General features: G+C 32.0%; 21 protein-coding genes and 1 tRNA gene. 6 read left to right on the top strand and 16 right to left on the bottom strand.

All coding sequences use genetic code 11. From position 1 onward, the window contains the following. Positions 1-90: 90 nt before the first annotated feature. Complete coding sequence (locus J2W48_RS01335) at positions 91-318, top strand: transposase (protein WP_310277902.1); 228 nt, start codon at positions 91-93, stop codon at positions 316-318. Positions 319-1,008: 690 nt separating this feature from the next. Here J2W48_RS01335 and J2W48_RS01330 read toward each other — a convergent pair. The 6 genes from J2W48_RS01330 to J2W48_RS01305 form a co-directional block, all read right to left on the bottom strand. Then, positions 1,009-1,377 (bottom strand): hypothetical protein, encoded by a 369-nt coding sequence (locus J2W48_RS01330; protein WP_310276897.1) that lies wholly within the window; start codon positions 1,375-1,377, stop codon positions 1,009-1,011. After that, a complete protein-coding gene (locus J2W48_RS01325; RefSeq protein WP_310276895.1) occupies positions 1,358-1,918 on the bottom strand; it encodes a LemA family protein in 561 nt (186 codons plus the stop codon). Before J2W48_RS01325 ends, J2W48_RS01330 begins: the two co-directional genes overlap by 20 nt. 9 nt (positions 1,919-1,927) lie before the next feature. Next, a complete protein-coding gene (locus tag J2W48_RS01320; protein ID WP_310276892.1) occupies positions 1,928-3,145 on the bottom strand; it encodes a hypothetical protein in 1,218 nt (405 codons plus the stop codon). Between the two features lie 107 nt (positions 3,146-3,252). Further along, a complete protein-coding gene (locus tag J2W48_RS01315) occupies positions 3,253-5,835 on the bottom strand; it encodes a hypothetical protein (protein ID WP_310276889.1) in 2,583 nt (860 codons plus the stop codon). A 9-nt stretch (positions 5,836-5,844) separates the two neighbouring features. Then, positions 5,845-6,645 (bottom strand): GLPGLI family protein, encoded by an 801-nt coding sequence (locus J2W48_RS01310; protein WP_310276886.1) that lies wholly within the window; start codon positions 6,643-6,645, stop codon positions 5,845-5,847. Positions 6,646-6,705: 60 nt separating this feature from the next. Then, positions 6,706-6,978: a hypothetical protein gene (locus J2W48_RS01305; protein ID WP_310276883.1), complete on the bottom strand. Its 273-nt coding sequence runs from the start codon at positions 6,976-6,978 to the stop codon at positions 6,706-6,708. 745 nt (positions 6,979-7,723) lie between these two features. On the opposite strand from J2W48_RS01305, the gene J2W48_RS01300 reads away from it, so the two are divergent. After that, positions 7,724-7,849, top strand: coding sequence for a helix-turn-helix domain-containing protein (locus J2W48_RS01300; protein ID WP_310277898.1), 126 nt, complete (start codon positions 7,724-7,726; stop codon positions 7,847-7,849). A 17-nt stretch (positions 7,850-7,866) separates the two neighbouring features. After that, positions 7,867-8,283, top strand: a complete 417-nt coding sequence (locus tag J2W48_RS01295; RefSeq protein WP_310276880.1) for a hypothetical protein — start codon at positions 7,867-7,869, stop codon at positions 8,281-8,283. Positions 8,284-8,427: 144 nt separating this feature from the next. Here J2W48_RS01295 and J2W48_RS01290 read toward each other — a convergent pair whose 3' ends face one another. The 6 genes from J2W48_RS01290 to J2W48_RS01265 form a co-directional block, all read right to left on the bottom strand. Beyond that, positions 8,428-9,087 (bottom strand): HAD family hydrolase, encoded by a 660-nt coding sequence (locus tag J2W48_RS01290; RefSeq protein ID WP_310276877.1) that lies wholly within the window; start codon positions 9,085-9,087, stop codon positions 8,428-8,430. A 318-nt stretch (positions 9,088-9,405) separates the two neighbouring features. Further along, positions 9,406-9,479: transfer RNA gene (locus J2W48_RS01285), tRNA-Asp, on the bottom strand. An 85-nt stretch (positions 9,480-9,564) separates the two neighbouring features. Then, positions 9,565-10,491, bottom strand: coding sequence for a DUF58 domain-containing protein (locus tag J2W48_RS01280; protein ID WP_310276874.1), 927 nt, complete (start codon positions 10,489-10,491; stop codon positions 9,565-9,567). After that, the gene (locus tag J2W48_RS01275) at positions 10,488-13,061 is read right to left on the bottom strand and encodes a M1 family metallopeptidase (protein ID WP_310276871.1); all 2,574 of its coding nucleotides are present in this window, start codon (positions 13,059-13,061) and stop codon (positions 10,488-10,490) included. The genes J2W48_RS01280 and J2W48_RS01275 overlap by 4 nt, the downstream gene beginning before the upstream one ends. Positions 13,062-13,223: 162 nt before the next feature. Beyond that, a complete protein-coding gene (locus tag J2W48_RS01270; RefSeq protein WP_310276868.1) occupies positions 13,224-14,282 on the bottom strand; it encodes a phytase in 1,059 nt (352 codons plus the stop codon). Positions 14,283-14,355: 73 nt separating this feature from the next. Then, the gene (locus J2W48_RS01265; RefSeq protein ID WP_310276865.1) at positions 14,356-17,163 is read right to left on the bottom strand and encodes a TonB-dependent receptor; all 2,808 of its coding nucleotides are present in this window, start codon (positions 17,161-17,163) and stop codon (positions 14,356-14,358) included. Positions 17,164-17,429: 266 nt separating this feature from the next. Here J2W48_RS01265 and J2W48_RS01260 point away from each other — a divergent pair, with 266 nt between their 5' ends. Beyond that, positions 17,430-18,530: a DUF4407 domain-containing protein gene (locus tag J2W48_RS01260; protein WP_310276862.1), complete on the top strand. Its 1,101-nt coding sequence runs from the start codon at positions 17,430-17,432 to the stop codon at positions 18,528-18,530. Between the two features lie 76 nt (positions 18,531-18,606). Here the strand turns inward: J2W48_RS01260 and J2W48_RS01255 are convergent, their stop codons facing one another. Beyond that, positions 18,607-19,659 carry a helix-turn-helix domain-containing protein gene (locus J2W48_RS01255; protein ID WP_310276859.1) on the bottom strand — a complete coding sequence of 351 codons (1,053 nt, stop codon included), beginning with the start codon at positions 19,657-19,659 and terminating at the stop codon, positions 18,607-18,609. A 141-nt stretch (positions 19,660-19,800) separates the two neighbouring features. Here J2W48_RS01255 and J2W48_RS01250 point away from each other — a divergent pair, with 141 nt between their 5' ends. Continuing rightward, positions 19,801-22,065, top strand: coding sequence for a TonB-dependent receptor plug domain-containing protein (locus J2W48_RS01250; protein ID WP_310276857.1), 2,265 nt, complete (start codon positions 19,801-19,803; stop codon positions 22,063-22,065). 22 nt (positions 22,066-22,087) lie between these two features. Then, the gene (locus tag J2W48_RS01245) at positions 22,088-23,491 is read left to right on the top strand and encodes a hypothetical protein (protein ID WP_310276854.1); all 1,404 of its coding nucleotides are present in this window, start codon (positions 22,088-22,090) and stop codon (positions 23,489-23,491) included. A 130-nt stretch (positions 23,492-23,621) separates the two neighbouring features. Here J2W48_RS01245 and J2W48_RS01240 read toward each other — a convergent pair whose 3' ends face one another. The 3 genes from J2W48_RS01240 to J2W48_RS01230 form a co-directional block, all read right to left on the bottom strand. After that, positions 23,622-24,530, bottom strand: coding sequence for a pseudouridine synthase (locus tag J2W48_RS01240; protein ID WP_310276852.1), 909 nt, complete (start codon positions 24,528-24,530; stop codon positions 23,622-23,624). A gap of 363 nt (positions 24,531-24,893) precedes the next feature. Next, a complete protein-coding gene (locus tag J2W48_RS01235) occupies positions 24,894-25,847 on the bottom strand; it encodes a geranylgeranylglycerol-phosphate geranylgeranyltransferase (RefSeq protein ID WP_310276849.1) in 954 nt (317 codons plus the stop codon). A 73-nt stretch (positions 25,848-25,920) separates the two neighbouring features. Continuing rightward, positions 25,921-26,859: a mevalonate kinase family protein gene (locus J2W48_RS01230; protein WP_310276846.1), complete on the bottom strand. Its 939-nt coding sequence runs from the start codon at positions 26,857-26,859 to the stop codon at positions 25,921-25,923. Between the last annotated feature and the right edge of the window lie 68 nt (positions 26,860-26,927).

Below are 26,927 nucleotides of genomic sequence, written 5' to 3'. Positions count from 1 at the left end.
TCCCTCCTTAATAGTTTTGATGGCAATAAAAAAGTAAAAGGAATTAAATGATATATTGTGGTTGATAAAAAAGGGTTTCTTTTGGCTATAATGGTAACAGTTGCTAATGTTCATGACAGTAAAGCGATAGATTTATTAATGAGAACCCTTCGTTATTTCTTGTGCCCTGTAAAAGTGATCCTTACCGATGGAGGCTACAGAGGCAAAGTAATAGAAAATATAAAGAATAAATTTGGCCATATTATTCAAGTGGTAATGCGTTCAGACGATAGAAAAACTGGTTTTAAACCCATACATAAAAGATGGATTGTAGAGTGAACATTTTCTTGGCTTGATAATGACCGAAGGTTGTGTGGAAATTACGAACTACTTCTAGAAACATCAGAGAATATGGTTAAAATGGCAACAATAAAATTATTATTGAATAAAATTTAAACAGGCTCTAAATATATAGATTTAAAACTTTTCCATAGAACAGGAATAGTAAAAATAAGATAGAAAGAACAGACAATCAAAAATATAACTATGAAAGCTATATCCCAATTTTGGGTAAGGAGTTATAGAATCCCATATTTTCTATGATAGTATAAATCCAGTTCATCTTCCACTTTTTGTTCTTACCCAATTCATATTTAGAAATCAATCTTTGATTTTTATGCTCAACCTTTATATTACCATAATATTTGTAAATTATATATTTATTGCTTTTCCTGTTAAATTCAACGCTGTCCATTTCTATATTTGTAGCTTTAATCTGTTTTCAAAAAAAAACTTTCAACTTGTTTATCGTAGAAACCAGAAGGTAAACAGATAGAATAAAAATTGGTGCAAACAGTATTAAAAACCATAGGAGTATTTCAGACAAAGGAATCCTATTTTTCATTCACAATCTTCCATTTATTTTTCAGCTTTTTTCAAGTTTTTGATTTTTTTTCAGGAGTGGTGCCTTCATATATTAATTTATCCTTAAGAAAATAGATCGTTTTTATTAGTGTGTGAGAACACTTTTTAGGTGTCTTTTTTTGTAAGGGTATGGCTCCATTTCAGGATCATTTTTTTATTGAGTATAGTAAAAACCACATAAGTGAGAAAAAGGACTATCCAGATAAAAAATAATTTTATGCCTGAAACTCCTGAAAAAAACAAGAGTATTTGAGTGACGAAACCTACGATCCAACATATCATCAGGGCACTTACAGCCAGTCCTATAGCATTTTCGATTTTAACGGTTTTATTTAATTTTCTTAAAATTATAACCGGAATAAACAGAACTAATGCACTAAAAAATATTCCAAAAGCAGCCCAAATAACCATATATTCAGGGTGTTGTTCTAACGCTTCTAAAACAGAAATCAAATCAAAACTGGATACCATCATATTTTTTTTCGTTTTCTGATATATGTAAAAGTTGCTTTTCCTTGTATCCCAATAGTTTCGACAGGATTAATGGAGGAAATTCGGCAATACCAATGTTATACATATTGATGCTTTCGTTGTAAAACTCCCTACGGTCTGCTATGGCGTCTTCAATGCCCGAAACCCTTTGCTGCAGGAGTACGAAATTGTTGTTGGCTTTTAAATCGGGATAATTTTCGGATACGGCAAAAATGGATTTTACCATTTTATCCATTTCATTGGATAATTTTAATTTGTCCTCATTATTGGGACTGTTTAAAAAGTCGGTTCTTAGTTGCGTCAACTTGGTCAGCATCGATTCTTCATAACGCATGCTTTCCTTTACCACTTTAATGAGGTTGGGTATTTCATCAGCCCGTTGTTTTAATAGTACATCAATATTAAAAAAGGACTTATTTACATTGTTTTTTAGCATTATAAGCGTGTTGTAAGCCGAAATAATAACACTTAAAAGAGCTATTGCTAATAGACCAATAATGGCATAAGAGATAATTGCGTTCATATTTTTGTTTTAATTTATAGAATCTTGTATTGTGGGTTGTCGTGCTGTTTGAGGTTCAAAAACCGGATCTTCCTCAATCTCTTCGTTTTGAATATCTAATTCTTCTTCTTTACTGTTTTCAAGTGGCCCTGTAGGACTCCTATTGATCCCAAAATTTGGTGTCCCCACTATTAACTGGCCATTTTCTATATATAGTGGGGTTACAAGTATAATGGAAACCATAAAGGCGAAGGCACAGGAAAAAATTAAAAAAGAGTTTAACAATGGTTTAAAGGTGTTGTAATGTATTACTTTATCTGAAGGGGCTATGGCAAAAACTTTTTTGATGGCTTCGTACTCAAAAACTGGTTGATTGTTTTCTTCTAAACCGGATTTGCCTATGAGCAGCATTTTATCGTTTTCTTTTATTAGAAACTGTGTATATCGCTTTCCACTGCTACTATACATTTCGTCATTCTCTACAAAAACAAATTCTATTTTATCTGGATTTACTTTTATTTTACCGGTTTCATCCGAAACATAAAAGGGGTTACATACCGTTTCATCAAAAATGGAGGAATAGCTTTTGTCTCCATCCTTATCTGTACTAATATCTTCTATACGGTATCTGTAGCCTATACATTTCTTGTTTTTTATGGGCGAGAGCATTGGTTCTATCCCTTGCAAAGTACCTTCAATTTCGGCTAATCCCATAGCAACTGAGCGTATTTTAGAAGTAGGCAAAGCCCTTTGGTACTTCAGGAATTTATTCTTATTACTGGGCAATATGGCAGAAAGCACCGGGATAATTATAAAAAGCAACACTATGGAATAGAACCCAAAATAGTAAAAACTTACAAAAAACAGAGCAACAACAATGAACCCACCAATTTTTTTCCACAATGGTTTAGGGGCTATATGATATCGTTTCATAAGCTGCTCCCTTTCCTTTTTTTCTTCTTTAGATTTGGTGAATCCGGAATAAATCATCCCGATGAAACCTAAAATAAAAACAGAAATAAATAATACAAAAAATACAAGTGGCACTAAAGGGCTGTTCAATATCCCCGTTAGAAGTATTAGTAATGGATTCACTACAAAAAACAACCAGCCTTTGAAATTGAAACGAAATAGGCCAGACAGAATTACGGTATGAAAAATGGCAACAAAACAACTTGCCAGCATAAAAAAGACAATGCCCGCATAGGTAACTTCATTTTGGGTAAAAAAGGCTATGAACTCGTTCATTACTGTTATTTTTGGGTAAATGTTTTATAGGTTAAAATTAAGATTATTTCTTACTTTATGTGATGGCTAAGTTAGTATGTCCAAAGAACTACTGCTGTTAGTGGACATTAAAAGGTATACTCCATATTAAGTAAGAAAAATTGTTGAGTTAAATTTGTTGTTGAAACATAAGAGGAAAAGTCATTGTTTTCAACTTGATTAAAGTATTTTAAATTTAATAAGTTGTTGCCAACTAAAATAAAATTAATTTTGTCATTCAATTTATAATTCAATTCAAAGTCAACAAAATTATAAGCATTAGATTTGTCGTTAAAGTCAGGCATAAAAACATTCCATTTTATTGATGCTTTATATTTTTTGTTTATTTTACATCTTATTTTAAAATTATTATCTATTGAACTATTAATATTTGTAATTGTAGATTTTGATTCTAAAATTTTATAAGACATGGAATTCTCAAAATTAATTTTACTATTAAACCCTGTTCTAATTATAAAGGTATTTGTAAATACCTGATTGTTGTTTTTTCGGATATCAGAATTGTTTAAAAAATTTGGATATTTATTATAAATTAAACTTGAACTATATGTCAAATTTAATGCTAATTTTTCTATAAATTTTGACAGGCGAAAACTTGTATTAAAAGAGGAGTTTTCTTCATTATAAAAAGAATTCTTAATTATAGAATAATTTTCGGTAATAGAAAACTTAGATAAATATTGCCCATTGTTTTTTTGAAATAGGGAAGAAAAATTTACAGTTGTATTAGTATATAAATTATTATAAAAATAATTAAATAAGAAGTTATTTGTTTTTTTATAGTCTAAAGTTGGTTGATTATTAATTATTATTCGGTTGTTTGTAAAAACATTATTAGTAAAAATATATTCTTCAGAAACAGGTTTTTGTGTATTAGAATATGAAATAAGGAAAGTGGAATTTTTATTATTAAGAATAATATTTAGTGAGGGCTCAAAAATAAAACTTTTGGAATAGGATTTATTAATAGGTATTCTATTCTCTAAAGAAAGATTATAGTGTGTTAATGAAATATTAGGGATTATTGTAATTTTTTTTAAAAAAATATTAATTCTTGAGTGACTAAAGTAGTAATTTTTTTTAAATGAGGTATCATTAATATCTATTGAGTTTTCTGAAAAATAAGGATTTTTTTGGAAACCTGAACCAATTTGTAACGCATAGCTATAATCTTTATTTTTACCAATTAAGTTATAGTTTAAAAGTAATGTTGACTTTTTAAATTTACTATCTTGATTAATATTTTCTAGTGTGTTTATACTTTCGAAAGTTTGCGGAATAGTATTGTATGAATAATATAAGTTTGCTTGAAGAGCTTTATCGGAAGAAATTTTCCAAGTATGTGCTAATTTGTTAATTGAAAAAAAACTCTTTGTCTCGTTAAAGTTTTGAAAACCAATCTGTTCATTTTTTAAATAATTACTAAACACACTTGTTTTTTCAAAATATTGTTTGCTAAAGACTTCTATTAAAGTATTATTGGTTGTATTATATTTTAATTCAAAATCTCCACTAAATACATTTGGTTTTTTTATTGAAGTAAAGTTGTCATTAGTTTTAACTAATGTAGTATCAATAAAATTAATGGTATTTATATTTTGATTAGAATAAATTTTGTCAATGATAAAGTTTAAATTTGACTTTAAGGTGAGTCTTTTATTTATTTTGAATAAATTGTTATTACTTAAATAAATTTGATTATTTATATTATACCTAATGGGATCAATTTGTGGACTGTATAAATCATCAGAAAAAAGCCTCTTGGTTCTGAAATAATCATCTGAAATTCTGTCTAAACTGTTATTGTTTTGTTTTTCATAAAAATAAGTGTCGCTTCTTCCTATGTTATTAATATTTAATAAGCCAAAAGACTTTACTCTTGAAGATATTTGCATTACATAAGAGTTTGAGTAAAATGCTGGATTTAAGTCGTTTTTTAGCCCGAAAGCATTTTCAAAATTACCTGAAAAATCAGTTTTCCCTTTCTTTAATTTTAAATTTAGTGCGACCTTGCCTTCACTTTCAATACCTTTTAATAATGAATTATTAGTATAATTGTCAATAGCTTCTATTTGATCAATCATGTCGATATTTATGTTCTTTGTACCTAATTTATAATTATTATTAAATATATTATTGCCATCCAAAGTAACAGTTTCCAATTGTTTTCCTTTGTATTTAATGGAGCCATTACCATCTACTTCTATACCAGGTAATTTTTTTAAAAGGTCTTCAACTTTTTTATCACTATCATCCTTATATTCATTTACATTAAAAACAATTGTGTCATTCTTAATTTTAAAAGGTGTTTGTTTTCCAACTAAAATTATTTCTTTTAATTCATTTACTTTTACTATTAGTTTAACATCAAAAGAATATACGTTATTTTTTTTAGGGTTATTGACTAAAATAGTTTCACTACTATATCCAAAAGATTGAACTTCAATTTTTAATTCATCATATGTATATGTTAAAGTATAGGAACTTTTACCGTTGTATATTTTAATAAACTCATTAATAAAATCATTTTTTTTTTCTTTAAATAAAACATTACAATTATTTATTAATGAACCTTCTTTATTAATTATATTTAAATTTATAGTTTGACCAAAAGAAAGAGTTGATAGTAACAAAATAAGATATTTATACATATAATATATTTATTCATATACACGTTCCCCAAGTTCAAAATTTTCAATTGATTCCGGGCCATTTATTATAATTTTATCTGGTGGATTAGGCAAACTTCTAATTTTTTTTAGATAATCATTATCACTTTCTAAAATCACACCCTTTATTTGTTTGTATGAAATAGTATTCTTATGTAAATATGGATTTGTTAATTTTATTTCATTTTCTGTGTTCACATCAATTTTTATTGGGTCAATTGATAAATACCTATCTGATGAATTAACTTTTAATATAAAACCAGGTAATCCGTCAAATTTCCAAGGACCACCTTCATTTGCTAATTCATTAGTAAAATATGCAACATAATTTCGACCTCTAAAATTACTTGTTGCTTTTTTACAACTATATCCACCAATAAGAGTGTCTTTTTCTGTTGAAGAAATTTTCCAATCAAATAGATTTATTTCTTCTCTAATATAAATTGGTTTTAATTTAAATGCAATGGCAAAATTATAATATTGCAGGTTATTTTTAAAATCTTTATAATGTTTCTCTTTTCGGAAAAATTCAACAACGTCATCTCCAATAATATATGCAACAATTGAGTCTCTATCAAAAATTACCTCTGCAAGTTCTGAGTTTTTAAATTGTGTTTTGTCTCGAATTTGCTCAAAATAAAAGATGGATTTAGATTCATTTTGTTCTAAAATGTATTTCTTAGTGGTTGACGCTAAATCATTTGATTTGTTTATAGTAAAATTGAATTCAACTTTCAAATTTTGAGAATATGATATTGAAAATAATAATAAAGCTATTATCAAGTATTTCATTGTTATTTAGTTTAAAAAAACAGGGTACTAAAAAATAGTAAAGTACCCCTAATAATTTGTTTAATAATTTTGACATAATTCAATGAAATCCAACAAAGCTGCTTTACAACCATCATCAGAACCGCCCCAACAGAAGAAACAGGAATAGGTTGAACTATAAGTATAATCTCCAATTGTTATTGAGCATGATACTTTTTTAACTTCTTCTTCCCTTTTCACTTTTTCTTTTGAAGCTTTTTCATCCTTTTTTTCTTTTACGGGTTCGTTTGGGTTTGCAAAACCAAAAGATGTAATCATTACAGTTGCAACAAGGCTGAAAATTAATTTTTTCATTTCTTTAATTTTTTAATTTATAAATAATTCCCCATTAATTTTAAAGTCAATTTTGGGTGTAGACTCTTTTTTTCGTGTAGCTAATATTTCACTATTTTATTTTCTTTGAGATTAACAAAAAAAACTTCAATTTGTAACTGCAAAGTGTTTTTATTATAATGTTATGTGACTATCCGCTTCTAATACCAATTAAATAATTGGCACACAGATTATACGGATTTAAACAGATTACCACAGATCAAATTTAAATCCGTTTGTTTTTATCCGTATAATCTGTGTGTTATTTTATAGTTTAGTCCGCTTAGTGGACAGTCATATAATATTAAATGATTCTTCACTTTTATTCATAATCCGTAATTCAAATATATAAACTAAAAAAACACTTATTATAAGGGATGTATATATGATAGCACTGAATATAAATCCGTTCTGAACTACTATAAATTTGAAAAATAAAAAACATATAAATTATGGGTTCTAATAAGGAATTTTTAAAATAACCGTCTAACTTTCTTCGGTCTGCTCAATTAGTATAAAAGGGTTTCTGTAGTCATCGTCTTATTTTTTTGATCATTCAAATACAATACTTTTGGACTCATACATGAGTCCATTTGAAGAGTAAATCTTATGACTTTTGAAATATGGATATTTCAGAAGAAACTTTTATTGCAAATCTTGGGGTTCACATCAGAAAATTGCGTGAAAAGAAAGGCATGTCTCAACAAGATTTAGCCAATGTTCAGATATTCCTAAATCTCAAATAGGTAGAATTGAAAGAGCTGAAATAAATACAACTGTAAGAACTCTTGTAAAAATTGCCAATGCTTTAGATGTTGAGCCAAAAGAATTGCTGGATTTTTCTATAAAATAAAAACCTACATTAAAAAAATGCTGCTATCTAAAGAAAGGAAAGTAGAACTGTTTGTTTTTACATTACTAAGCATAATTATCTTAAGCAGTTTTGTAAACTTCAGAAGTCTGCATGCGAAGTTTTACAACAAAACCGGAGAAAATATTGATTCATTGGTAATAGGAGAAACATTAATTGGAAATATTAAAAATGGCAGTTCTACCGAATCTATTAATTTTAAAGAATTTGTTTTTGATGGAAGTGAACCATACGAACAAATTAGTGGAATTATAAATAATAAGAAAGTAAGTCAACTCAATTGGAGCTGGTGTGGTACAGAGAGAAACAAACAATCTAAAGGATCATATATTTTTGACTTAAAGAAAGAAATAGATGATAAAGGTAATACCTGTTTATACTTGGTAAAACATAATCAAAAAATGTTCTGGGAATAAAATTTCGGCTAAAGCCATTCTCTTTCAAACATAAAAACCTCCAGTTAAAACTGGAGGCTATTCAAATTTGCTCATTTATTTAAATGAACTTATATTATATGGTTTAAAAATTTAACAATTCTCTTTTTACTTTTCACAAATTATCTAAGCTTTCAATAATTCCAGAATCTTATCGACATTTACTTCGCTGTAATCGTTAATATAAAAATTACATGGAGGCAGTTGTTCTTTTGTATGCGTACTTAACACACCAACAACTTTCATTCCTGCATTTAGCGCTGCTGAAACTCCTGAAAATGAATCTTCGAAAACAATACAGTCAGCCGGAGAAACTCCAACACGTTCTGCCGATTTTAGGTACACTTCAGGATCAGGCTTGTGATGTTTTACGTCTTCGCTTGACATCATAGAATCCATTTTATCTTCAATTTGTAACGTTTTTATAATAAGATCAAGATTGGCACGCGGGGCAGAAGTTGCAACAGCTGTTTTAAAGTTACGGGATTTTAGTTCCTCTAAAAATTCCAGATAGTGCGGAATCGTTTCGACTTTGTCTTTATAAATCTCACGAAACATCGATTCTTTTTCATCCTCCAGTTTTGTAAGTTCCTCTCCGGTAATTGAACGCTTAAAGAAATGCGTCATAATATAACCGTTATGTTTTCCGTACATATGCTCCTCAAATTCTTCTTCTGTATAAGGAATTTGATAATTGTTAAAAAAGGCCTCGAAAGCTTTTACATGATGTGGATTCGTATGACAAATCACGCCATCCATATCAAAAATAACACATTGCTGCTTCATTATATATTGAGTTGTTTTTAATAATTGCAATATACAATCATTTAATCTTTTTTTTTTTTTGGTATTGGCACTAAGCGATAGGGAACTGGCGAAGCAATTTTAAAATTTGGGATTGATCCATTAAATATTACTTATATGGTTCAGACAAAAAAAGCCTTAAATCAAAAAAGCCATCCACAAAAGTGGAAAGCTTTTCATTGGTCTAACTACTAAACCGAGCTACGAGTTACAAATTCGTAGCAAAACAACACAACTAATTTTAGATACCGTTTATGGGCAAAAAAGCCTTTCCGTTAAGAAAGGCTTCTCCCAATATTGCGGTCTGGACGGGACTCGAACCCGCGACCCCATGCGTGACAGGCATGTATTCTAACCAACTGAACTACCAAACCTCTGCGTTATTGCGGTTGCAAAGATAGTACAGAATTTCGTTTCTGCAAGTGTTTTGATAAAAAAAATCTAATAAATTTTAAATTATTAGCCAAAGTTTTGTTTTTCAACTAAATATGTAGTCAGTATTTTTTCGAAATTATCACCAACATTCACAGGAACGTACTTGATTTGGTTCTTTGCGCAGGTTAACGCTAATTTTTTAAAGTATGCCGAAGACCTTTTTTCATACTCAGATTTTACGTTATCGGCAAAAATTGATACTTCTTCGCCAGATTCCAGGTCGATAAATTTTCTTGGTGTGTTATCAAAGTCAAATTTTAGTTCAGTTTCATTATCAACCACATGAAATAAAACCACTTTATGCTTGTTGTGTTTTAAATGCTGTAAGGCATTAAACAATTTTTCATCATCTTCTGACTGGAACATATCGGTAAACAAAATAATCATTGACCGACGGTGCATTTTCTCTGCAATTTGATGCAGATACGTAATCGTATCCGTACTTTTTTTGACTTTCGGTTCTATTAGCAACTGTTCTAATTTGTTGAGCAACATTCTATGATGGCGATCGCTTCCTTTTTCCGGAGCATAATATTCATAGCTGTCCGAAAAGACACTTAAACCAACGGCATCGCGCTGTTTCTTTAAAATATTCATCAAAACTGCCGAAGCCAAAACCGCAAAACCAATCTTTTTTTCATAAAAAGGCTGATTCGATTTTAGTTCCGGATAATGCATCGATGATGAGTTATCAACAATCAAATGACAACGTAAATTGGTTTCTTCCTCAAAACGTTTGGTGTATAAACGGTCAGTTTTGGCGAATAATTTCCAGTCGATATGTTTAGTGCTTTCTCCGGCATTATAGACTTTATGCTCCGCGAATTCAGCCGAAAATCCATGAAAAGGACTTTTATGCATTCCGGATATAAAACCTTCTACAACCTGATTCGCCAGCATTTCGAGATGCTGAAAACTGGAGACTTTCTCTATTTCCGATTCAATTTTCATTCGGTTTCTTTTTTAATATTTTGTGCTTTATAAAGCAAATCCGTAGTCTGAAATAGTTTCCTTTTCAAAATCGGACTAAAATTAGGTTTTTCTTTTAAGAATCGATGCACTTCATTAAAAGCATATTGAGACGAATATTTTCCAATAGTATTATTCAGCCAGTCTTTCGGAAAAAAAATATCTCCCGTACGTTGAATTTCTTCTGTCAAATCTAATGGAAAGCGAATATATTTCTGAGCACTTTCCTGACGCAGCGGATGATGAATATTCGCTAATCCAACCGAAACCCACGATTCTTTTTCCCTGTTTTTATCGTCTTGCAGCGATTCCATAAAAGCAAACCGAACTGATTCGTCTTTGGATAATGAAGGTAATAAAAACTCAAAACGTTTCTGTTTATCCGGATTTGTAATGGCGGCTTTGGCTTTCTCTAAAATTTCTTCTGCTTTTTCATGTTTGAAAATTGCCAGATTCATAGCGATATTGGTATAATCGTCTTCGTTTAATTTCAAACCCGGAATTACATTTTTCTTACTCCAAATCTGATATAATTTTTCTTTTCCCGAATCTGAATATGCTATTGAGCTAAATAAATTAAATAATGTCTTTTTGATATTACTTGGTAAATTGGTTTGCAAACGTTCGTACAATACATTTTCCAATTGCTTTTGCACTTTGTTCTGTTGTTTCTCTGTAAAAAATCTCCAATAAATAGTATTCAAATTATTAGAAGTAATTTTCAAAACCAATTCATTTTCTTCTGTTTGAATTCCTCTAAAAAAATAATTAAAAGCGTTCTCCGGAGAAATATTTCCAATTAATGTATTCTCGTAAAGATTGCTGTAACCTGAAGCTCTTGCCATCTCATCTTTCAAAGTTGAAATATTGTCTAAATCATTCCCGTCGATCGGAAAAATGCCGTATCCAAAACCATTATAATTGTAAACAATACTAATCGGTTTTGGTTGGCCGATTAACTCTTTTAAATTGTTTTTTTTGTCTTTTATATTGACATTTACCACTTTCACCGTATCAGTATAAATCAAACCAATCTGAAAAACCTGAGGCCAGATATTTTTTGATTGGTCCTCCGCTTTTTGCTGAATTTCAAATTTCCTGATTCGGTTTTGTGTGTCGTATTCTATTTTATCTGTAAAAATGGCTCTTCCGGATTTGTTGACCCAAACTTTACTCCATTTTTTCATGTCGAGCGATGTCTCGGCATCCAGAATTTCTACTAAATTATTCCAGTCGGCATTATCGTTGGCGTATTTTTTAATGTATTTTTCAATTCCTTTTTGAAAAGCGTCTTTTCCCATTGAAGTTTCCAGCTGACGCATCATAATGGGGGCTTTGTTGTAAATTATACTTCCGTAAAGTGAACCGGCATCTTTCAAATTGGCTAAATTCTGTTTGATCGGATGTGTTCCTAATGATCGGTCTTCCGCATAAGCATTGGCATAATGAGCACTGAAAAACTGTAGATTATGATTGACTTTCGGAAAAATCGGATTCATGATTTTGTCTGCCATAAAATTGGCGAATACTTCTTTCATCCACACATCATCAAACCATTTCATGGTAACCAAATTGCCAAACCACATATGCGACGTTTCGTGTGCGATGAGTTTTGCTCTGTCTAATTTCTCGCTGTCTGTGGCACTATTATCCAGAAACAAGGTCGATTCTCTGTACTGAATGGCGCCAACATGTTCCATTCCGCCATATTGAAAACCCGGAATAGAAGCAAAGTCCAATTTTTGAAATGGAAACTTATAATTGGTATATTTTTCTAAAAATTCTAACGATTGCTGATGCAGTTTAAAAATAGTATCGGTACTGACCTGTATCTTTTCCGGATTATTTTCGCGATACAACATCGTCATTTCCAAACCTGGTTTTTGAGTAACATTTTTGAATTTTCCAGCTACAAAAGAAAACAAATAGGTACTCATTTTATCTGATTCTCCAAAAGTATAAATTGTAAAATTCCCTTTTTCCTCTTTTTGGCTTACCCCGGCTCCAGCCAAAACCGACCAGTCTTTTGGAACAGAGAGGCTCAGTTTATAAGTCGCTTTAATATCGGGCTGATCCAAACAAGGAAACAAAGTACTCGCACGGTCCGGAACTAATAATGTATACAAAAAATCATCATTTCGGTTTAAGGATAGGTTTCCTGCAATGAAAGAAATCGAAACTGTGTTTTTTCCTAAAATTAAAGTTTCTGGAAGAATGATAACATGCCCTTTTTCATGCACTATCGAAATATTTTTTCCGTTTATCTGAACTGATTTTATGTTTGAAGATTTCTCTTTAAAATCTAAATATAAAGGCTGACTCAAATCTGATAAATTCAAGTCTAAAACTAGCTTAGAATTGATGCCTTCACTTTTGTGATTCGGAATTTTAAAAATCAAATCGTATTGAACATCTGAAATCTGTTTTTTGCGAAAACCAGCTAATTGTTCTGAAACACCGTTTTCTAAAACACTGCTTTCTTTTTGTTTGGATTGAGAAAAACCAATTGTAATAAATGTAAAAAAATAAAGAAACCAATAGAAAATTTTCATTTTAAGGAATATAAGATTCGTTAAAAATAAAAAAAAGGATTGGTTTTAAAAGCTATCTTTTCTATAAAAAGTGGCTGCCCTTTTAGACAGCCTCTTCAATATAAGGGTTATGGCCTCAATATTGAGTTACAGTTGTAAACTGAATACTGATAAACTGACAACTTATTTTTTAGCTTCGTCAATGCGTTTCTGGATTAAATCCCAGGCATAATAATGAAAAGTCATTCCGTTACTCATCGCTACAAAAAGGCCGGTTTTATAATTTCCCCCTAAATTAATATTGGTTACATCAGCGCCATCACATTCAACTGTCGATATTGGAATTTCAGCTAATAAAGGATAATTGTTAGGATTTCCATTTGCGCCTTCTCTCGGATAAACCATAAAAGTATTGGCCTGTTGATTCGAAACCAGAATATATCCTGTAGAATCGGTTTTTTTATAAATTGCGATTCCTTCGTTATCAGCTTTAAAACCGGTTTTTCCAAACAGAGCCAGTTCTTTGTTGTCGTTTAAAGCCGGATCAGCTTTGTATTTTCTAATTCCGAATTGCTCGTCACAATATAAAATGGTACCTAATTCGTTATCAACTGCAATTGCTTCAATTTCTTTCTTGCCGCTGTAAGTTCCAAATTTTCGCACCACTTTTGCAACAGCGAATTTTCCGTTTCCAGAAAGTTCATATTGCCATAAATAACTTCCAGAAGGGCCAGATTTTCTTCCAACAACAGCAAATATTTTACCATCTGTTGGTCGTGTGTATAAAGCAATTCCCATTGGGCCGCGTAATGTTTCGCCTTCAAAAACTGAAATTCCGCCATTATCAATGGGCTTTAAATCAGGTAAGCTGAAAATTCTGATTTCATTAGTTTCGCGTTCAGTAGTTACGGCAATGTCAACTTTTTTTCCATCAATAATTAATCCGTAAGCGATATCAACGTTATTTGGCCGCTTTAAAACTTCTGATTTTGCAATAATTTTTCCTTTTAAATCAAAAGCGTACAAACCACCGTTAGTGTCTTTATCAGTTCCGATGATAATACTTTTTGAAGCATCAGTCGGGTGAATCCAGATGGAAGGATCATCAGTATCATGAGGTAAAGTTTCAGTAATAACTGTGGGTTTAATAGCATTTGCGGCAACGGGAGCTAATTTGCTGTCTTTGCAAGCTGTCAATAATAAGTTTACAAGCAAAAAAGCGATTATAGAGGTATTCTTCATTATAATTTTGTTTTAATAGAATTAGACAGAACTGGTTAAGTTCTGTCTAATTTAGGTTTTTTTAAATGGATTATTACAAGTCAAACTTCAATCCGAAATTATACCGGGCCTGATAATATTCTACTTGTTTGGTATGTGCTTCAACTCCCTGATAGTAGCGCAAAGGCTGATTGGTTAAGTTATTGGCTTCGGCAAAAACGCGAAGGTGTGATGTAATTTTATAAGAAGCATTTGCATCTAAGAAAAATTGCTTGTCATAATAACTGTCTTTATACGATTCTGAACCTAATTCATCTAAATAATCTGAAGTGAAATTGGTCGAAATTCTTGCAGAAAAACGTTTGTTTTCCCAAGATAATGATCCGTTAAACATATGTGGTGTAGTTCCAGGAAGACTAATGTTGTTTCTTTCGTTTCCGTCTTCATCGGCAATTCCTTTTGCTTCTGATTTCGTGTAAGTATAATTTAAATAGATACCCAATCCTTTTAGAAATTTGCCTGGCAAGAAATCTAACTGACGTTGAAAGGCAACCTCAAAGCCATATACATCAACGATATCTCCGTTGCGTGATTGTATAAACGACCAGTTCTCGCCAGCTGGAACTGGGTTCATCTGGTTAGGGAAATCTGCTGCAAATTTTGCATCAGTATATTGGTTGTCGCTATAATTGTATATGAAATCATTTAATCTTTTGTAGAAAATACCTCCGGAAATTAATCCAACCGATTTAAAATAATTTTCTGCCATGAAATCGTAATTATATGAATATGTTACGTCCAGATCTGGATTTCCGGCTGTAATTTCTTTATCAGACGCAACATTGTTTACGTAAGGTGCTAATGCATAGTAGTTGGGTCTTGCCAAAGCTGTTGTAGCGGCCGCCCTTAAAACTAAATCTTTGGTTGCATTATATTGAAATGAAATACTAGGCAATAAATTAGTATAAGAATTTGTAGTGTTGATTTTACTCTCTAACTCTTCTTCATCTAAAACACGGTTTCCGGTGTAATCAATGTGAGTGTTCTCTAAACGAAAACCTAAAACCATTGAAAGTTTATCGTTGAAATCCTGGTCCCATCTGACATAAGCCGCATAAATATTTTCTTTGGCATTGTAATTTACTGCGAGAAATTCTGAAGGATCTGTTTCTTTATCAAATAAGGCTGCATTATTCAAATCAAGGTTTCCTAAGAAATTAGCCGAAGCAAAAGTTCCCGGAACATATTTGCTGCCTGGATTGAAATTTTTTCCATCAAAATAACTTGTTGCAACATCTGATAGTAATTCCATTCCGCTAAGAGGTTCGTAAGAATAAAAAATATTATTTCTTTCTTTTTCTTTCATTCTAACACGAAGACCGGTTCTGATTCTTCCTTTTTCAGCTGCAATGATTGAGAACGGAAAACGGACGTTTATTTTAGCACCAAATTCACTTTCGCTCGTTTCATCTGTGTTTTCGGTTACCGAATCAAATTCAAATTGATCTGTTGATTCTCCAATAGTTGTCATTAACGGAAATCGTGGATCAGATAGATCTTGGATCATTTCCAGACCTTTCTGACGGTATTCAATGTAACGTTCTCCCGGACGGTATTCTCTCGCTTTTGCATAGTTTGCTGACCAGTCTAAATCTAATTTTGAGTTGATTAGATGCTCTCCGCGAATCGAATAGTTTTGAACACGCTGATCTTCTAATCTTCTGCTCTTGTTTCTGCTGTTGTCAATACCACCTTTTGTCTGACGTTTTACACGACCTTCAAAACCTGTAATTTGTTCCCCGTTATATATAGGTTCAATATCATCATAAGTGGTTCTGAAACGGTTTTCTCTGTCGTCTCTCCAATTGTAAATTGCATTGGCAAAAAGGGTGTTGTTTTCATCAAATTTATAATCCAGAGCTACAGAACTGCTTCGGCGAATCCGCTGTACATCATACTTTCTAATTTCTGATGCTTGTAAATATTCGTTTCCGAACTCATCTTTAACCCATTCGTTTTCAATATTATCAGAACCATAATCTACATTGTTGTATGATCCACTGAGAACAGCACCTAATTTATTGTCAAAAAAACGATTTCCGTATACTAAGCCTGCAGTGTAAGTGGCATTTTCACGAATAGGCATGTAACCACCGGCAAGAGTTGCCGAGATTCTTTCGCCGTTTGGAGTAGCTCTTGTTACTAAATTTACAGAACCTCCAATCGCATCAGCATCCATGTCTGAAGTTAGGGTTTTGTTTACTTCAATAGTAGAGATCATATCAGACGGAATCAAGTCCATTTGTACATTTCTGTTGTCTCCCTCTGCAGATGGTATCCGGTCACCGTTTAGAGTTACTGAGTTTAAAGATGGGGCAAGACCTCTGATAATAATATTACGGGCTTCACCCTGATCATTTTGCATGGTGATACCCGGAACCCGTTTTAAAGCGTCTCCAACATTGGCATCCGGAAAACGTCCAACCTGGTCAGATGAAATTACGTTTCCAATATTTTTGCTGTTTTTTTGCTGATTCAATGCTTTTGCCTGACCTTTTAAAATGTCTCCAACTATAACTTCATTTAGTTCTGTGCCTGAGGCTTTAAGAACAAAATCAAGGACATTATTCCTGCCTTGCTCTACTGTGATTTCATGGGTTACTGCAGTATATCCAATATATTTTACAGAAACCTGATAAGTACCAACATTAATGTTAAGCAATTCAAAACGACCATTATAATCTGAAACCGTGTATTTGTTTTCACCTACAATTTGAATCATCGCTCCTGGTAATGGGAGTTTGTCGTCTGTATCTAATACTTTTCCGGAGATAATTGCTTTTTGGGCATAACCTGAAAAGGCTAATAACATAAACGTTAATAATAAATAAATTTTTTTCATTGTGTTTTTTAGTTTGATTTTGTCTGCGAAACTATAACCTTCGTATTACTATAACCCTTAATAAAAATTAACATACTGTTATGATTGTCCTGGGAAATCAAAATTCATTTAATGTTTAGGTAATATCTAAGGATCAAATAATTGATTTACAGGAAAAAAGAAACCAACTATTTACTGTAGATTAAAATTTTGGCGTTAAATTTGCCTTATCACACGAGCCTGAAAAGGCGAACTGGCGAAGCAATCACAATCAAAAATCATCAATCATGTTAAAACAATTTTTTATCCTGTGTTCAGGAGCCGATCGGAATCTGCTCGAAGGCTGTTCAGAAGGCGAACAAACCAAATATGTTGGTATTGGGGCCACCGTTTTTTTTACTGCAGTTATGGCTTTTCTGGCCAGTGCTTATGCACTTTTTACTGTTTTTGACTCTATTTATCCAGCCTTAATTTTTGGGTTTGTATGGAGTTTACTCATTTTTAATTTAGACCGATTTATTGTTTCGACAATTAAAAAGAGGGATCGTTTTATGGATGAATTGCTGCAGGCGACTCCCAGAATTATGCTGGCCATTATTATTGCTATTGTAATTTCGAAACCATTAGAAATTAAAATTTTCGAAAAAGAAATCAATACCGTTTTATTGAAAGAAAAAAATGAAATGGAATTAGCCAATAAAAAACAAATTGGAAATTATTTCAAATCAGATTTAGATAAGAATAAAGCTGAAATTACAGTGTTGAAAAATGATATTCTGAATAAGGAAAAAGAAGTAAACGCTTTATATTCGACTTATATTACCGAAGCCGAAGGTACAGCTGGAACTAAAAAACTTGGAAAAGGCCCTGTTTATAAAGAAAAACGGGAAAAACATGATGCCTCTTTAAAAGAATTTGCGGACTTAAAAACAGTCAACGAAGCTAAAATTGCTGAGAAAGAAAAAGCAGGAAAACAACTTCAAGCCGATTTAGATAAAAAGGTTTCACAGACTCAGCCCATCATCGAGGGTTTTGATGGTTTGATGGCACGTATTAATGCATTAAATAAATTACCGTGGCTGCCTTCATTCTTTATAATGTTGCTGTTTTTGGCGATTGAAACTTCTCCGATTATTGCAAAATTATTAGCACCAAAAGGAGAATTCGATTTTAAGCAGGAAGAATCTGAGACGGCAATGAAAGCAACTTTGGCACAGAATAAATACCAACGTGATTTGTTAGTAAAAACCAGTGCCCTAATGCATGATAAAGTATATGCTGATATTGCAGAGGATAAAAATCTATACGACCTGCAACGTAAAAAAGCAACGGAATTATTAGAACTACAGGCACACAATTTTGTCGAAAAACAAAAAAACACTTTTTAGTATTACGATAAGGATTGAATTTAATTGCAAAAAAAAGGAGCTTAATTGGCTTCTTTTTTTGTTAAGAATTTTAAAATTATAAGAGATCCATCAAAGGAAAAATGTCCATTAATTCCAAGAATAGAAAATGTAATTTGGTATAGACGTTAATTTTTCGAAAACTTATAGGAGTAAATCCATAAAAGGATTTAAAGGCGGCTGAAAAATGAGATACATCTTTATATCCGCATTTATATGCCACCTCACCTACATTTGAAACCTTGTTTTTGAATAAATTTTTAGCATGCTCCATTCGGAGTTTTGTAACATAGCTTTTTACTGTCGTTGAAAAACACGCCTTAAACCCCTTTTTTAGTTTAAACTCATTAAGTGATATTAATCTTGAAAGTTCTAAAAGCGTTGGTGCATTCGTAAAATTGGTCTCCAGAATTCTTTTGGCTTCAAGGAGCTTTTTAAAATCTTTCTCATCAACAGGAACTTTATTTTGAGGTCTTTTTAATGAATCAAATTGTAAAATTAAAAGCTCTTTTATTTTTGACTCAAGATACATTTTTTTTAAGGAGCCTGTGTATTTGCAATTTTTGATTTCGTGAATAACCCATTGTATGTCTGAATTAAAAGGAACATATTTAGGAGTAAGATAACCGGATTTTTTTTGTGAAATTTTTTTCGAGAAATTTTGATGGAGATTCCAATCTTCATTAATTAAATTAGAATAAAAATCAAGTGATAATATAATAGACAAGTAATTAATTTCTTCAAAAGCAGGGATTTTGAATGTTGCATTATATTGTGAGGTGTATAGGATGTTATGCGTATTCTCTGTAGTATACTTTTCGCTCTCTACTTCGTCAATATAGGTTTCCAGATTGTTACAGCAAATAAAATTCATTACTACAGACTCTCCAATCATTTGCGTTATGATAGTTTGTGGAGTTGAAAACAACATTTGAGCATCAATAATTAAAATGCCTTCAGTAATCAGGCTGGTAAATGTAATTTCTTCGACTTCTTCATTCTTTATACTGATTTTTTCTTCTGTAAAATGACTTTTAGGATTGTATAGATCACCAGTTTCTACGTTTATAATTGGTTGTTCGTGCCCTAAAATAATTGATTTAAATTCCAAAATAATAATCCGTTTTTACAAAATAATAATCCGTTTTTCCCTATCTGTTATCAGTAAGGCAATAGTATTTTTGCAGCAAATTTATTTATAATAAGTCTAATTAAGAATAGATTTCTGTTAAAAAAAAACCAACTAAAATCCATGCATAACAAATATATCTTTTCCTTTCTATTTCTCTTAATGTTTCTTCCCGTTTTTTCACAAAAAACCATTACTAAGGAAATTGACAATAAGACCGAAAAAACAGATAATAAAGATACGAATGCGGAAACTTTAGAAAATGTAGAAGTCCAGGGAACATCAAAAAAGAAAAAAATAGAAACTTCCGGTTTTGCTGTATCAATCATTGAAACAAAGGAAGCATCCTTAAGAAATTTGACAACCAATGAATTATTAGACCGATCAGTTGGTGTTCGGGTAAGACAGAATGGGGGAGTCGGCTCTAATGTTGAATATAACCTTAACGGTATGTCGGGAAGTACAATCGGAATCTTTCTTAACGGAATTGAAGTTTCTACTTATGGTCAGTCATTCAATCTCAACAATATCCCACCATCCATGATTGAACGTATAGAGGTTTACAAAGGTGTTCTGCCGTCTCATTTAACAGGTGACTATGTAGGTGGGGCCATCAATGTTGTATTAAAAAAAGATGTATCTCAAAACACAGCTAATGTTGCTGTTTCTTATGGATCATTCAATACTTTTCAATCAGATTTTGGCGTAATATATCGTGATAAAAAAACAGGGCTGTCATTTAGAGGTTCTGGTTCTTATATCTACACAGACAATAGCTATGAAACTTGGGGACACTCATCAACATATGTAAATGTTTATCAGCAAATTATTAGAAACTATAGGGCAAAACGATTCAACAATACTTACAAAAATATAGCAGGTCGTTTTGAAGTTGGTTTTACCGACACTAAATGGGCTGATCAGTTTTTTATTGTATATAATGGATCCAGTAACTATACAGAAATTCCTCATGGTATAACAATGGCGGTACCTTATGTTGGCCGATTTAATGAAACGGAAGCGCATGTATTTGAACTGAACTACAATAAGAAAAATTTCCTGACAAAAGATTTGACATTTAATGTCAATGCCGTGCGAAGCGAACGTAGTACCTATTTACAAGACACAGTGGGTTATGCTTACAATTGGGATGGTAAAATAAGAGAGGTTGTTCAAAATGACGAAATAGTTCAATTGCGTACCAAAGATGGAGGACAACAAGGAAAAAAAGTCATTTCGGATATCGAAACAAAAATCACAAACGCACGTAGCAATTTGGGCTATTTGATTGCTGATGGGCATCGTGTTTCATTGAACCATAAATTTGAAGCTACAAATAGAAAAGAGGAGGATTTACTAAATCCTGCCTCCAAAGATTTAGCTACCGACAGTAATATCTACAAAAATATTATTTCTATGAATTATGAAGCCGAAACTTTTAATAGAAAATTAAAGACTATTATTTTAGGTAAATACACCACTAATCTTGTTAATGATACCCGGAAAAGAATAGTGACAACTGATGGAGTAAACTCGATTTTACAAGAGGAGGTTAGTACTACAGACAGTAATTTTGGCTATGGAGCTACAGTTTCTTATAATGTGATTTCTAATCTGTTTATTATTGGTTCTACAGAAAACTCATATATAATGCCTTCCGAGACCCAATTATTCGGAGCACCTGAACGTAATATTCTGCCTAATCTTCAATTGGAGGCAGAGAAATACATCAACTACAATTTAGGTTTTCGTTGGAATCCATCGGACTTTGGTAAGCACAAAATATCCTTTTATTCTAATGTTTTCTGGCGTAATGGCTACAATAAAATTACGCAGCAAACTGTAAACGCCGCAGATGTTGTAAACGAAGGAGATGCTAATATTCAAACTACACAATACATTAATCTTCAAAAAACACAAGCAAAAGGTTTCGAAGCTGAAATTATTTACATCTTTAACAATCGATTAAATACTTCTTTTAATATTTCAAAATTCAACAACCTTGATAAAAGCGAATTAAATAGTGATGGCAGAATAAATGATTATTATGGCCATCAGGTAGCCAACGAGCCTTTTTTTACCATGAATGCGAATATGCAATATAGTTTTAATAATGTTTTTCAAAAACAATCAGTATTAAGCACTTATTATAATGCAGGGTATGTAGGTGAATATTTTACTGCAAGAGGAATGTCCGAATGGTCTAAAACACCTACTCAAGTTGCACATGATTTAGGAGTGAGTTATCGTTTTCCTTCTAAAAAAATGGTAACCAGCGTAGATGTAAAAAACATGTTTAACGCCGAAGTATATGATAATTTTCAAATACAAAAACCAGGGAGAGGAATCTATTTCAAATTGAATTACACATTTAGTAAATTTTTATAATCAAATTACATTAATTAATATCATGAAAAAAAATCTATTTAGAATAGCATTATTGAGTACTGTTATTGCAGCCCTGTCATTAGGAAGCTGTAGTAATGATGACAACAGCGATCCAGTTACCAATCCGCCAGTAGCTGAAGGTACACGTTGGGTAACTTTGACGGGATCTTTTCCTGATGTTTCTGGAACTGCAGGAAATGGAGGAACCCGTGCATATGCCATTACACCAGAGAATGCTGCAAATCCGGACTATGTGGTAGACCTTTTTAAAATGGATGGTGAGAAATATGTTAATGGATTTGCATTAAAATCTAGTCGTACTGCCCGTGTTCAGGCTTCTGCAGATGGTGAATTTTTATATAACATTCAATATACCGGAACAGAAGGTGGTGTATTCAACAAATACAAAGTTTCTGGCGAAGGAAAATACGAAGAAGTTGGATACGAATTAAATACAGCTGTTATTTTAGGTACCTCTCCTCGTTGGGTTAAAGCTGCTGAAGGAATAGGTGTAGGCGTATCTTTTGGTGAAGCATTAGATCCGTACACGGGGACTGCCCCAAATTACGTATGGAGACATCCAAAAGGTAAAATCAAAATTGCAAACATTGATTTAAATAATACCGCTATTACAAATACTGGTAATATTGATGTCAATCTGGGTACTGATTTAGAGTCAAAAGGTTACCATGTATGGAGAGCAGATGTTCCTGTATTAAATCAGGACAAGACTAAACTGTTTATTGGTCTTGGTATTAGAAGACATAATATTAATGGTACAGTTACTACAAATGCAAATACTGGAGCTATAAGCGGGTGGCAATTATCTACAGACCCAAGAGATTTAGGAACCCTTACTTATGTTGTAGATTATCCATCCTTGAAAAATCCAAAAATAATTACATCTACAAAAGCCGTAACAGATAATCTTTCTTTCCGTACTATGACACAATACGTAGGGACTGACGGAAATATCTACCAAGCGGCAACCAGTATGGGAAGTGGGCATCAAATATTGCGTATCAGTAAATCAACTAATGATTATGATAATACTTATGACTTTAGTTTAAATACAGCTCTTGGCATTAGTGATGCTGGTATCAGGGCATTTCGTTATATTAAAGACGGAGTTGGTGTAGTGCTATATACAACAGGTGTTGGTAATAACGGCGGCTATGTTGCCTTAATAGATTTAAATACTAAAACAGCAACTAAATTAGCTACAGAAATAGAAACAGATCCAGCATTAACAACAACATTCGGTCAGTTCCAAAATATAGGTCTTGTTGGTGACAATGTATATCTTCCATTCACTCCTGCAGGTAAAGAAGGCAACATTTACATTGTAAATTGGAAAACTAAAGAAATCAAAAAAGGAGCTAAATTAAAAGCAGCTTCTGGTAGTTTTTACTTGGGTGCTTATTAAGGTACTGAAAAACAAAAAGTTTAAAACAGATGTTGTTAAATCTGCATCTGTTTTTTATATAACTTCAATGCATAAAAAAACCTATTTTACGAAAGTAAAATAGGTTTTTTTATTATTTTGAATTTAGTTTTTAAACGTTTTTCAAATTGATAATTTCCTGCTCAGTCAGCATCCTCCAGTTACCTCTCGGTAAATTCTTTTTAGTCAGACCAGCAAAAGAGACACGGTCGATACGTAAAACATCATAATCAAAGTTTTCGAAAATAGCACGAACCACTTTTACATTTGATGAACGTAATTTAAGGCCTACTTCACTTTTGGCTTCTTTTTCAATATAACTGATCTCTTCCACAAAAACGCGGTGTCCGTCAAGAACCAAACCTTTGCTGATTTTTTCCAAATCCTCAAATTTCAAGTTCTTATCTAATGAAACCTGATAAATTTTAGATGATTTCTGACTCGGTAAAGTAAATTTACGAATCATATCAGTATCATTAGTAAACAACAATAAGCCAGTTGTATTTTTGTCCATTCTTCCAATCGGAGCAATTTTTGCCGTTGTAGAACCACGCACTAACTCCAGAACATTACGAAATTCCTGTCCTTCATCAAGAGCAGTTGTAAAGTTTTTAGGCTTGTTCAACAAAATGTATTCCTTTTTTTCAGGAGTTAAAACAACACCGTCGAAGTTGACAACATCCGTAAGTTTTACTAAATACCCCATTTCGGTAACCGGAACACCGTTTACTTTTACATTCCCGGACTGAATGTATATATCGGCATCACGACGCGAACAAACTCCCGAATTCGAGATGAATTTGTTTAAACGAATTTCGTCAGCAGCTTTTTGTCTTTTTGGAGCCTGATTTTGTTTTTTAAGTTTTTGTGCCGCTTCTTCTTCAGCTGCTTTAACAGCAGGCTTCACTTTTTTTGGCCCTTGGGCACGCTTTTGCATGGCAGGTTTTGGCTTATTAGAGTTTGATCTGGAGCTATTTGGCCTAGAACCACCTCTATTATTATTGCCTTCCTTGTTATTCATAAATTCTGTAATTTGTGCAAAGATAGTTTATTCTTGCTAAATAATCTTAAGTTCGTTGTTCTTAGATTACTAGCTGCAAATTTTTAGTTTTTAAGAGCTGTACATTGGGCTTTCTTTCAGGTATTTGGTTCCGCTATTCTTTTCAATTTTTATAGTGAACACCACCATAAAAGGATTTCTACTTCAAACAAGTTCACTGAACTCATATAAAAAATAAAAGCTAAGGGATACAATATTCCGTATTACTTCATACATTTTTAAAGATAGTAATTTTACACAGAGACCACAGTTACAGTGAAGAAAAAATCTGCAAAATTTGCATGAAATATATAAAAATTTCGTGCATTTCTGCAAAATAAAAAATTATTTCAAAAGTAAAGTCTTCGCATGCCACAAAACACTTGGATTAATCAGAACAATACAAAAAACACCCGAAACTATCAGGAATTTAAGAACATTATGCAGAAGTAGATATTGTTCTTTCGAATTAGATTTCCAAAGGTAAATCAGGAAAAAAAGTAAAGCAACAAAACAGAAGTAGAAATAAATATCCATATAACCTACATCGTAAACATTGATCAGAAAATAGACCGGAAGGATAGTCAAAAAGGTTAAAACAGTAATGACTTGTTTAGAAACCGTTTCGTTATAAAGTATCGGAATAGTTTGATAATCGTTAGCTAAATCACCTTTTAAATTTTCCAGATCCTTAATCATTTCACGAATCAGCAATAATAAAAACAAGAACATGGCGTGTGATGAAATTACAGCAAAATGACTCATGTGATTTTCTATTTCCTCAAATAAAATTTTATTATAGAAATACAATAAAATCGCAAAAAAAGGCAAAACTGCCAATAACGCTGAAGTAAGATTGCCTATAATTGCATATTTTTTTATTTTGTGAGAATAAAACCATATCAGGAAAATGTAAGCTGAAAAAAATAAAAAAGCACGCCAGGAAACAATAAGTGCCATTAAAACTGCTAAAAAGTTCAAACTAAAATAAACTGTCAGCTTTGTTTTCTGGCTCACCAATCGATCCAGCATTGATTTGTTGGGTCTATTGATTAAATCTTTCTGACTATCGTAAAAATTATTGATAATATAACCTGAAGCAATCGTAATGGCCGAAGCAAAAACAATCAGAAATAAATTAAAATCGAATAAAATATCAAGTGCTCTTTTTTCAGGGGCCAGTATAAAAATGGCTGATAAATATTGTGCCAATACAATTATCGGAATGTTGTAGCCTCTTACCACAGAGAACAGACTGACAATTTTCATCACTAAAAGTTTGTGTTGCCTGCTTAACATTCTATAAATTTAAGTTTATGGAAAATAGTAAAACCGAAAATTGTCGGGAAAGTTTTTTGCTTAAAATTTTCGATTAAAATTGATAAACAACTTCTAATTTGTAATCTTTCAAAGATGCTTTGGCACGTTCTAAATCTTCGGTAAAACCAAGAATATAACCGCCGCCGCCTGAACCGCAAAGTTTTAAATAATAATCATTTGTATCAATTCCGTTTTGCCAGATTCCGTGAAATTGCTCCGGAATCATCGGTTTGAAATTATTCAAAACAACTTTAGAAAGTTTTTTAGTATTGGTAAACAATGACTTCATGTCACCATGTAAAAAATTCTCAACGCAGGCATCTGTATGTTTAACAAATTGGTTTTTAAGCATGGTGCGAAACCCCTTGTCTTTTAAGTTTTCCATGAAAATATTCACCATCGGCGCAGTTTCGCCTACAATTCCGGAGTCTAATAAAAATACAGCACCTTTTCCGTCAAAACTTTGAGTCGGAATCCCTGTTGCTTCGATGTTATCTTTGGAATTGATTAAAATTGGAATACTCAAATAACTGTTCAAAGGATCTAAACCAGAACTTTTTCCGTGGAAAAAACTCTCCATTTGAGCAAATATGGTTTTTAATTGCAGCAGTTTTTCACGAGTTAGATTCTCTAAAACCGTAATTTTATGTGTAGCATATTTGTCGTAAATAGCAGCAACAAGGGCACCGCTGCTTCCAACTCCATATCCCTGAGGAATACTGGAATCAAAATACATTCCCGTATCAACATCATTTTTTAAAGCAGTTAAATCAAAAGCAACCAAATCAGGCTGTTCTGTTTGTAAAGTTTCAAGGTAAATTGCAAATCGTTTTAAACTTGCATTTGAGGCAATAGCCTGTGCCGAAGGATTCTCATCTTTCTTTAGTGCACCATTATAAAAATTATAAGGTATTGAAAGTCCTTTAGAATCACGAATAATCCCGTATTCTCCAAAGAGTAATATTTTTGAGTAAAATAATGGTCCTTTCATAAATTTATTTAATGTCTTTCTTTATTTGATTTGGGTCTTGTCTGGAGTCAAAAAATGATGAAATTCTC

This window comes from Flavobacterium piscis, from assembly GCF_031457575.1.
GTDB classification, from domain to species: domain Bacteria; phylum Bacteroidota; class Bacteroidia; order Flavobacteriales; family Flavobacteriaceae; genus Flavobacterium; species Flavobacterium piscis_A.
This window is presented reverse-complemented; position numbering and strand designations above follow the sequence as displayed.

Bases quoted from the DNA above. Each gene is read 5' to 3' on its own strand.
- J2W48_RS01260 (WP_310276862.1), top strand. From the start codon at position 17,430: ATGTTAAAACAATTTTTTATCCTGTGTTCAGGAGCCGATCGGAATCTG.
- J2W48_RS01275 (WP_310276871.1), bottom strand. From the start codon at position 13,061: ATGAAAATTTTCTATTGGTTTCTTTATTTTTTTACATTTATTACAATT.
- J2W48_RS01330 (WP_310276897.1), bottom strand. From the start codon at position 1,377: ATGATGGTATCCAGTTTTGATTTGATTTCTGTTTTAGAAGCGTTAGAA.
- J2W48_RS01315 (WP_310276889.1), bottom strand. From the start codon at position 5,835: ATGTATAAATATCTTATTTTGTTACTATCAACTCTTTCTTTTGGTCAA.
- J2W48_RS01270 (WP_310276868.1), bottom strand. From the start codon at position 14,282: ATGAAGAATACCTCTATAATCGCTTTTTTGCTTGTAAACTTATTATTG.
- J2W48_RS01245 (WP_310276854.1), top strand. From the start codon at position 22,088: ATGAAAAAAAATCTATTTAGAATAGCATTATTGAGTACTGTTATTGCA.
- J2W48_RS01265 (WP_310276865.1), bottom strand. From the start codon at position 17,163: ATGAAAAAAATTTATTTATTATTAACGTTTATGTTATTAGCCTTTTCA.
- J2W48_RS01320 (WP_310276892.1), bottom strand. From the start codon at position 3,145: ATGAACGAGTTCATAGCCTTTTTTACCCAAAATGAAGTTACCTATGCG.
- J2W48_RS01250 (WP_310276857.1), top strand. From the start codon at position 19,801: ATGCATAACAAATATATCTTTTCCTTTCTATTTCTCTTAATGTTTCTT.
- J2W48_RS01280 (WP_310276874.1), bottom strand. From the start codon at position 10,491: ATGAAAATTGAATCGGAAATAGAGAAAGTCTCCAGTTTTCAGCATCTC.
- J2W48_RS01240 (WP_310276852.1), bottom strand. From the start codon at position 24,530: ATGAATAACAAGGAAGGCAATAATAATAGAGGTGGTTCTAGGCCAAAT.
- J2W48_RS01290 (WP_310276877.1), bottom strand. From the start codon at position 9,087: ATGAAGCAGCAATGTGTTATTTTTGATATGGATGGCGTGATTTGTCAT.
- J2W48_RS01230 (WP_310276846.1), bottom strand. From the start codon at position 26,859: ATGAAAGGACCATTATTTTACTCAAAAATATTACTCTTTGGAGAATAC.
- J2W48_RS01235 (WP_310276849.1), bottom strand. From the start codon at position 25,847: ATGTTAAGCAGGCAACACAAACTTTTAGTGATGAAAATTGTCAGTCTG.
- J2W48_RS01335 (WP_310277902.1), top strand. From the start codon at position 91: ATGGTAACAGTTGCTAATGTTCATGACAGTAAAGCGATAGATTTATTA.
- J2W48_RS01325 (WP_310276895.1), bottom strand. From the start codon at position 1,918: ATGAACGCAATTATCTCTTATGCCATTATTGGTCTATTAGCAATAGCT.
- J2W48_RS01295 (WP_310276880.1), top strand. From the start codon at position 7,867: ATGCTGCTATCTAAAGAAAGGAAAGTAGAACTGTTTGTTTTTACATTA.
- J2W48_RS01305 (WP_310276883.1), bottom strand. From the start codon at position 6,978: ATGAAAAAATTAATTTTCAGCCTTGTTGCAACTGTAATGATTACATCT.
- J2W48_RS01310 (WP_310276886.1), bottom strand. From the start codon at position 6,645: ATGAAATACTTGATAATAGCTTTATTATTATTTTCAATATCATATTCT.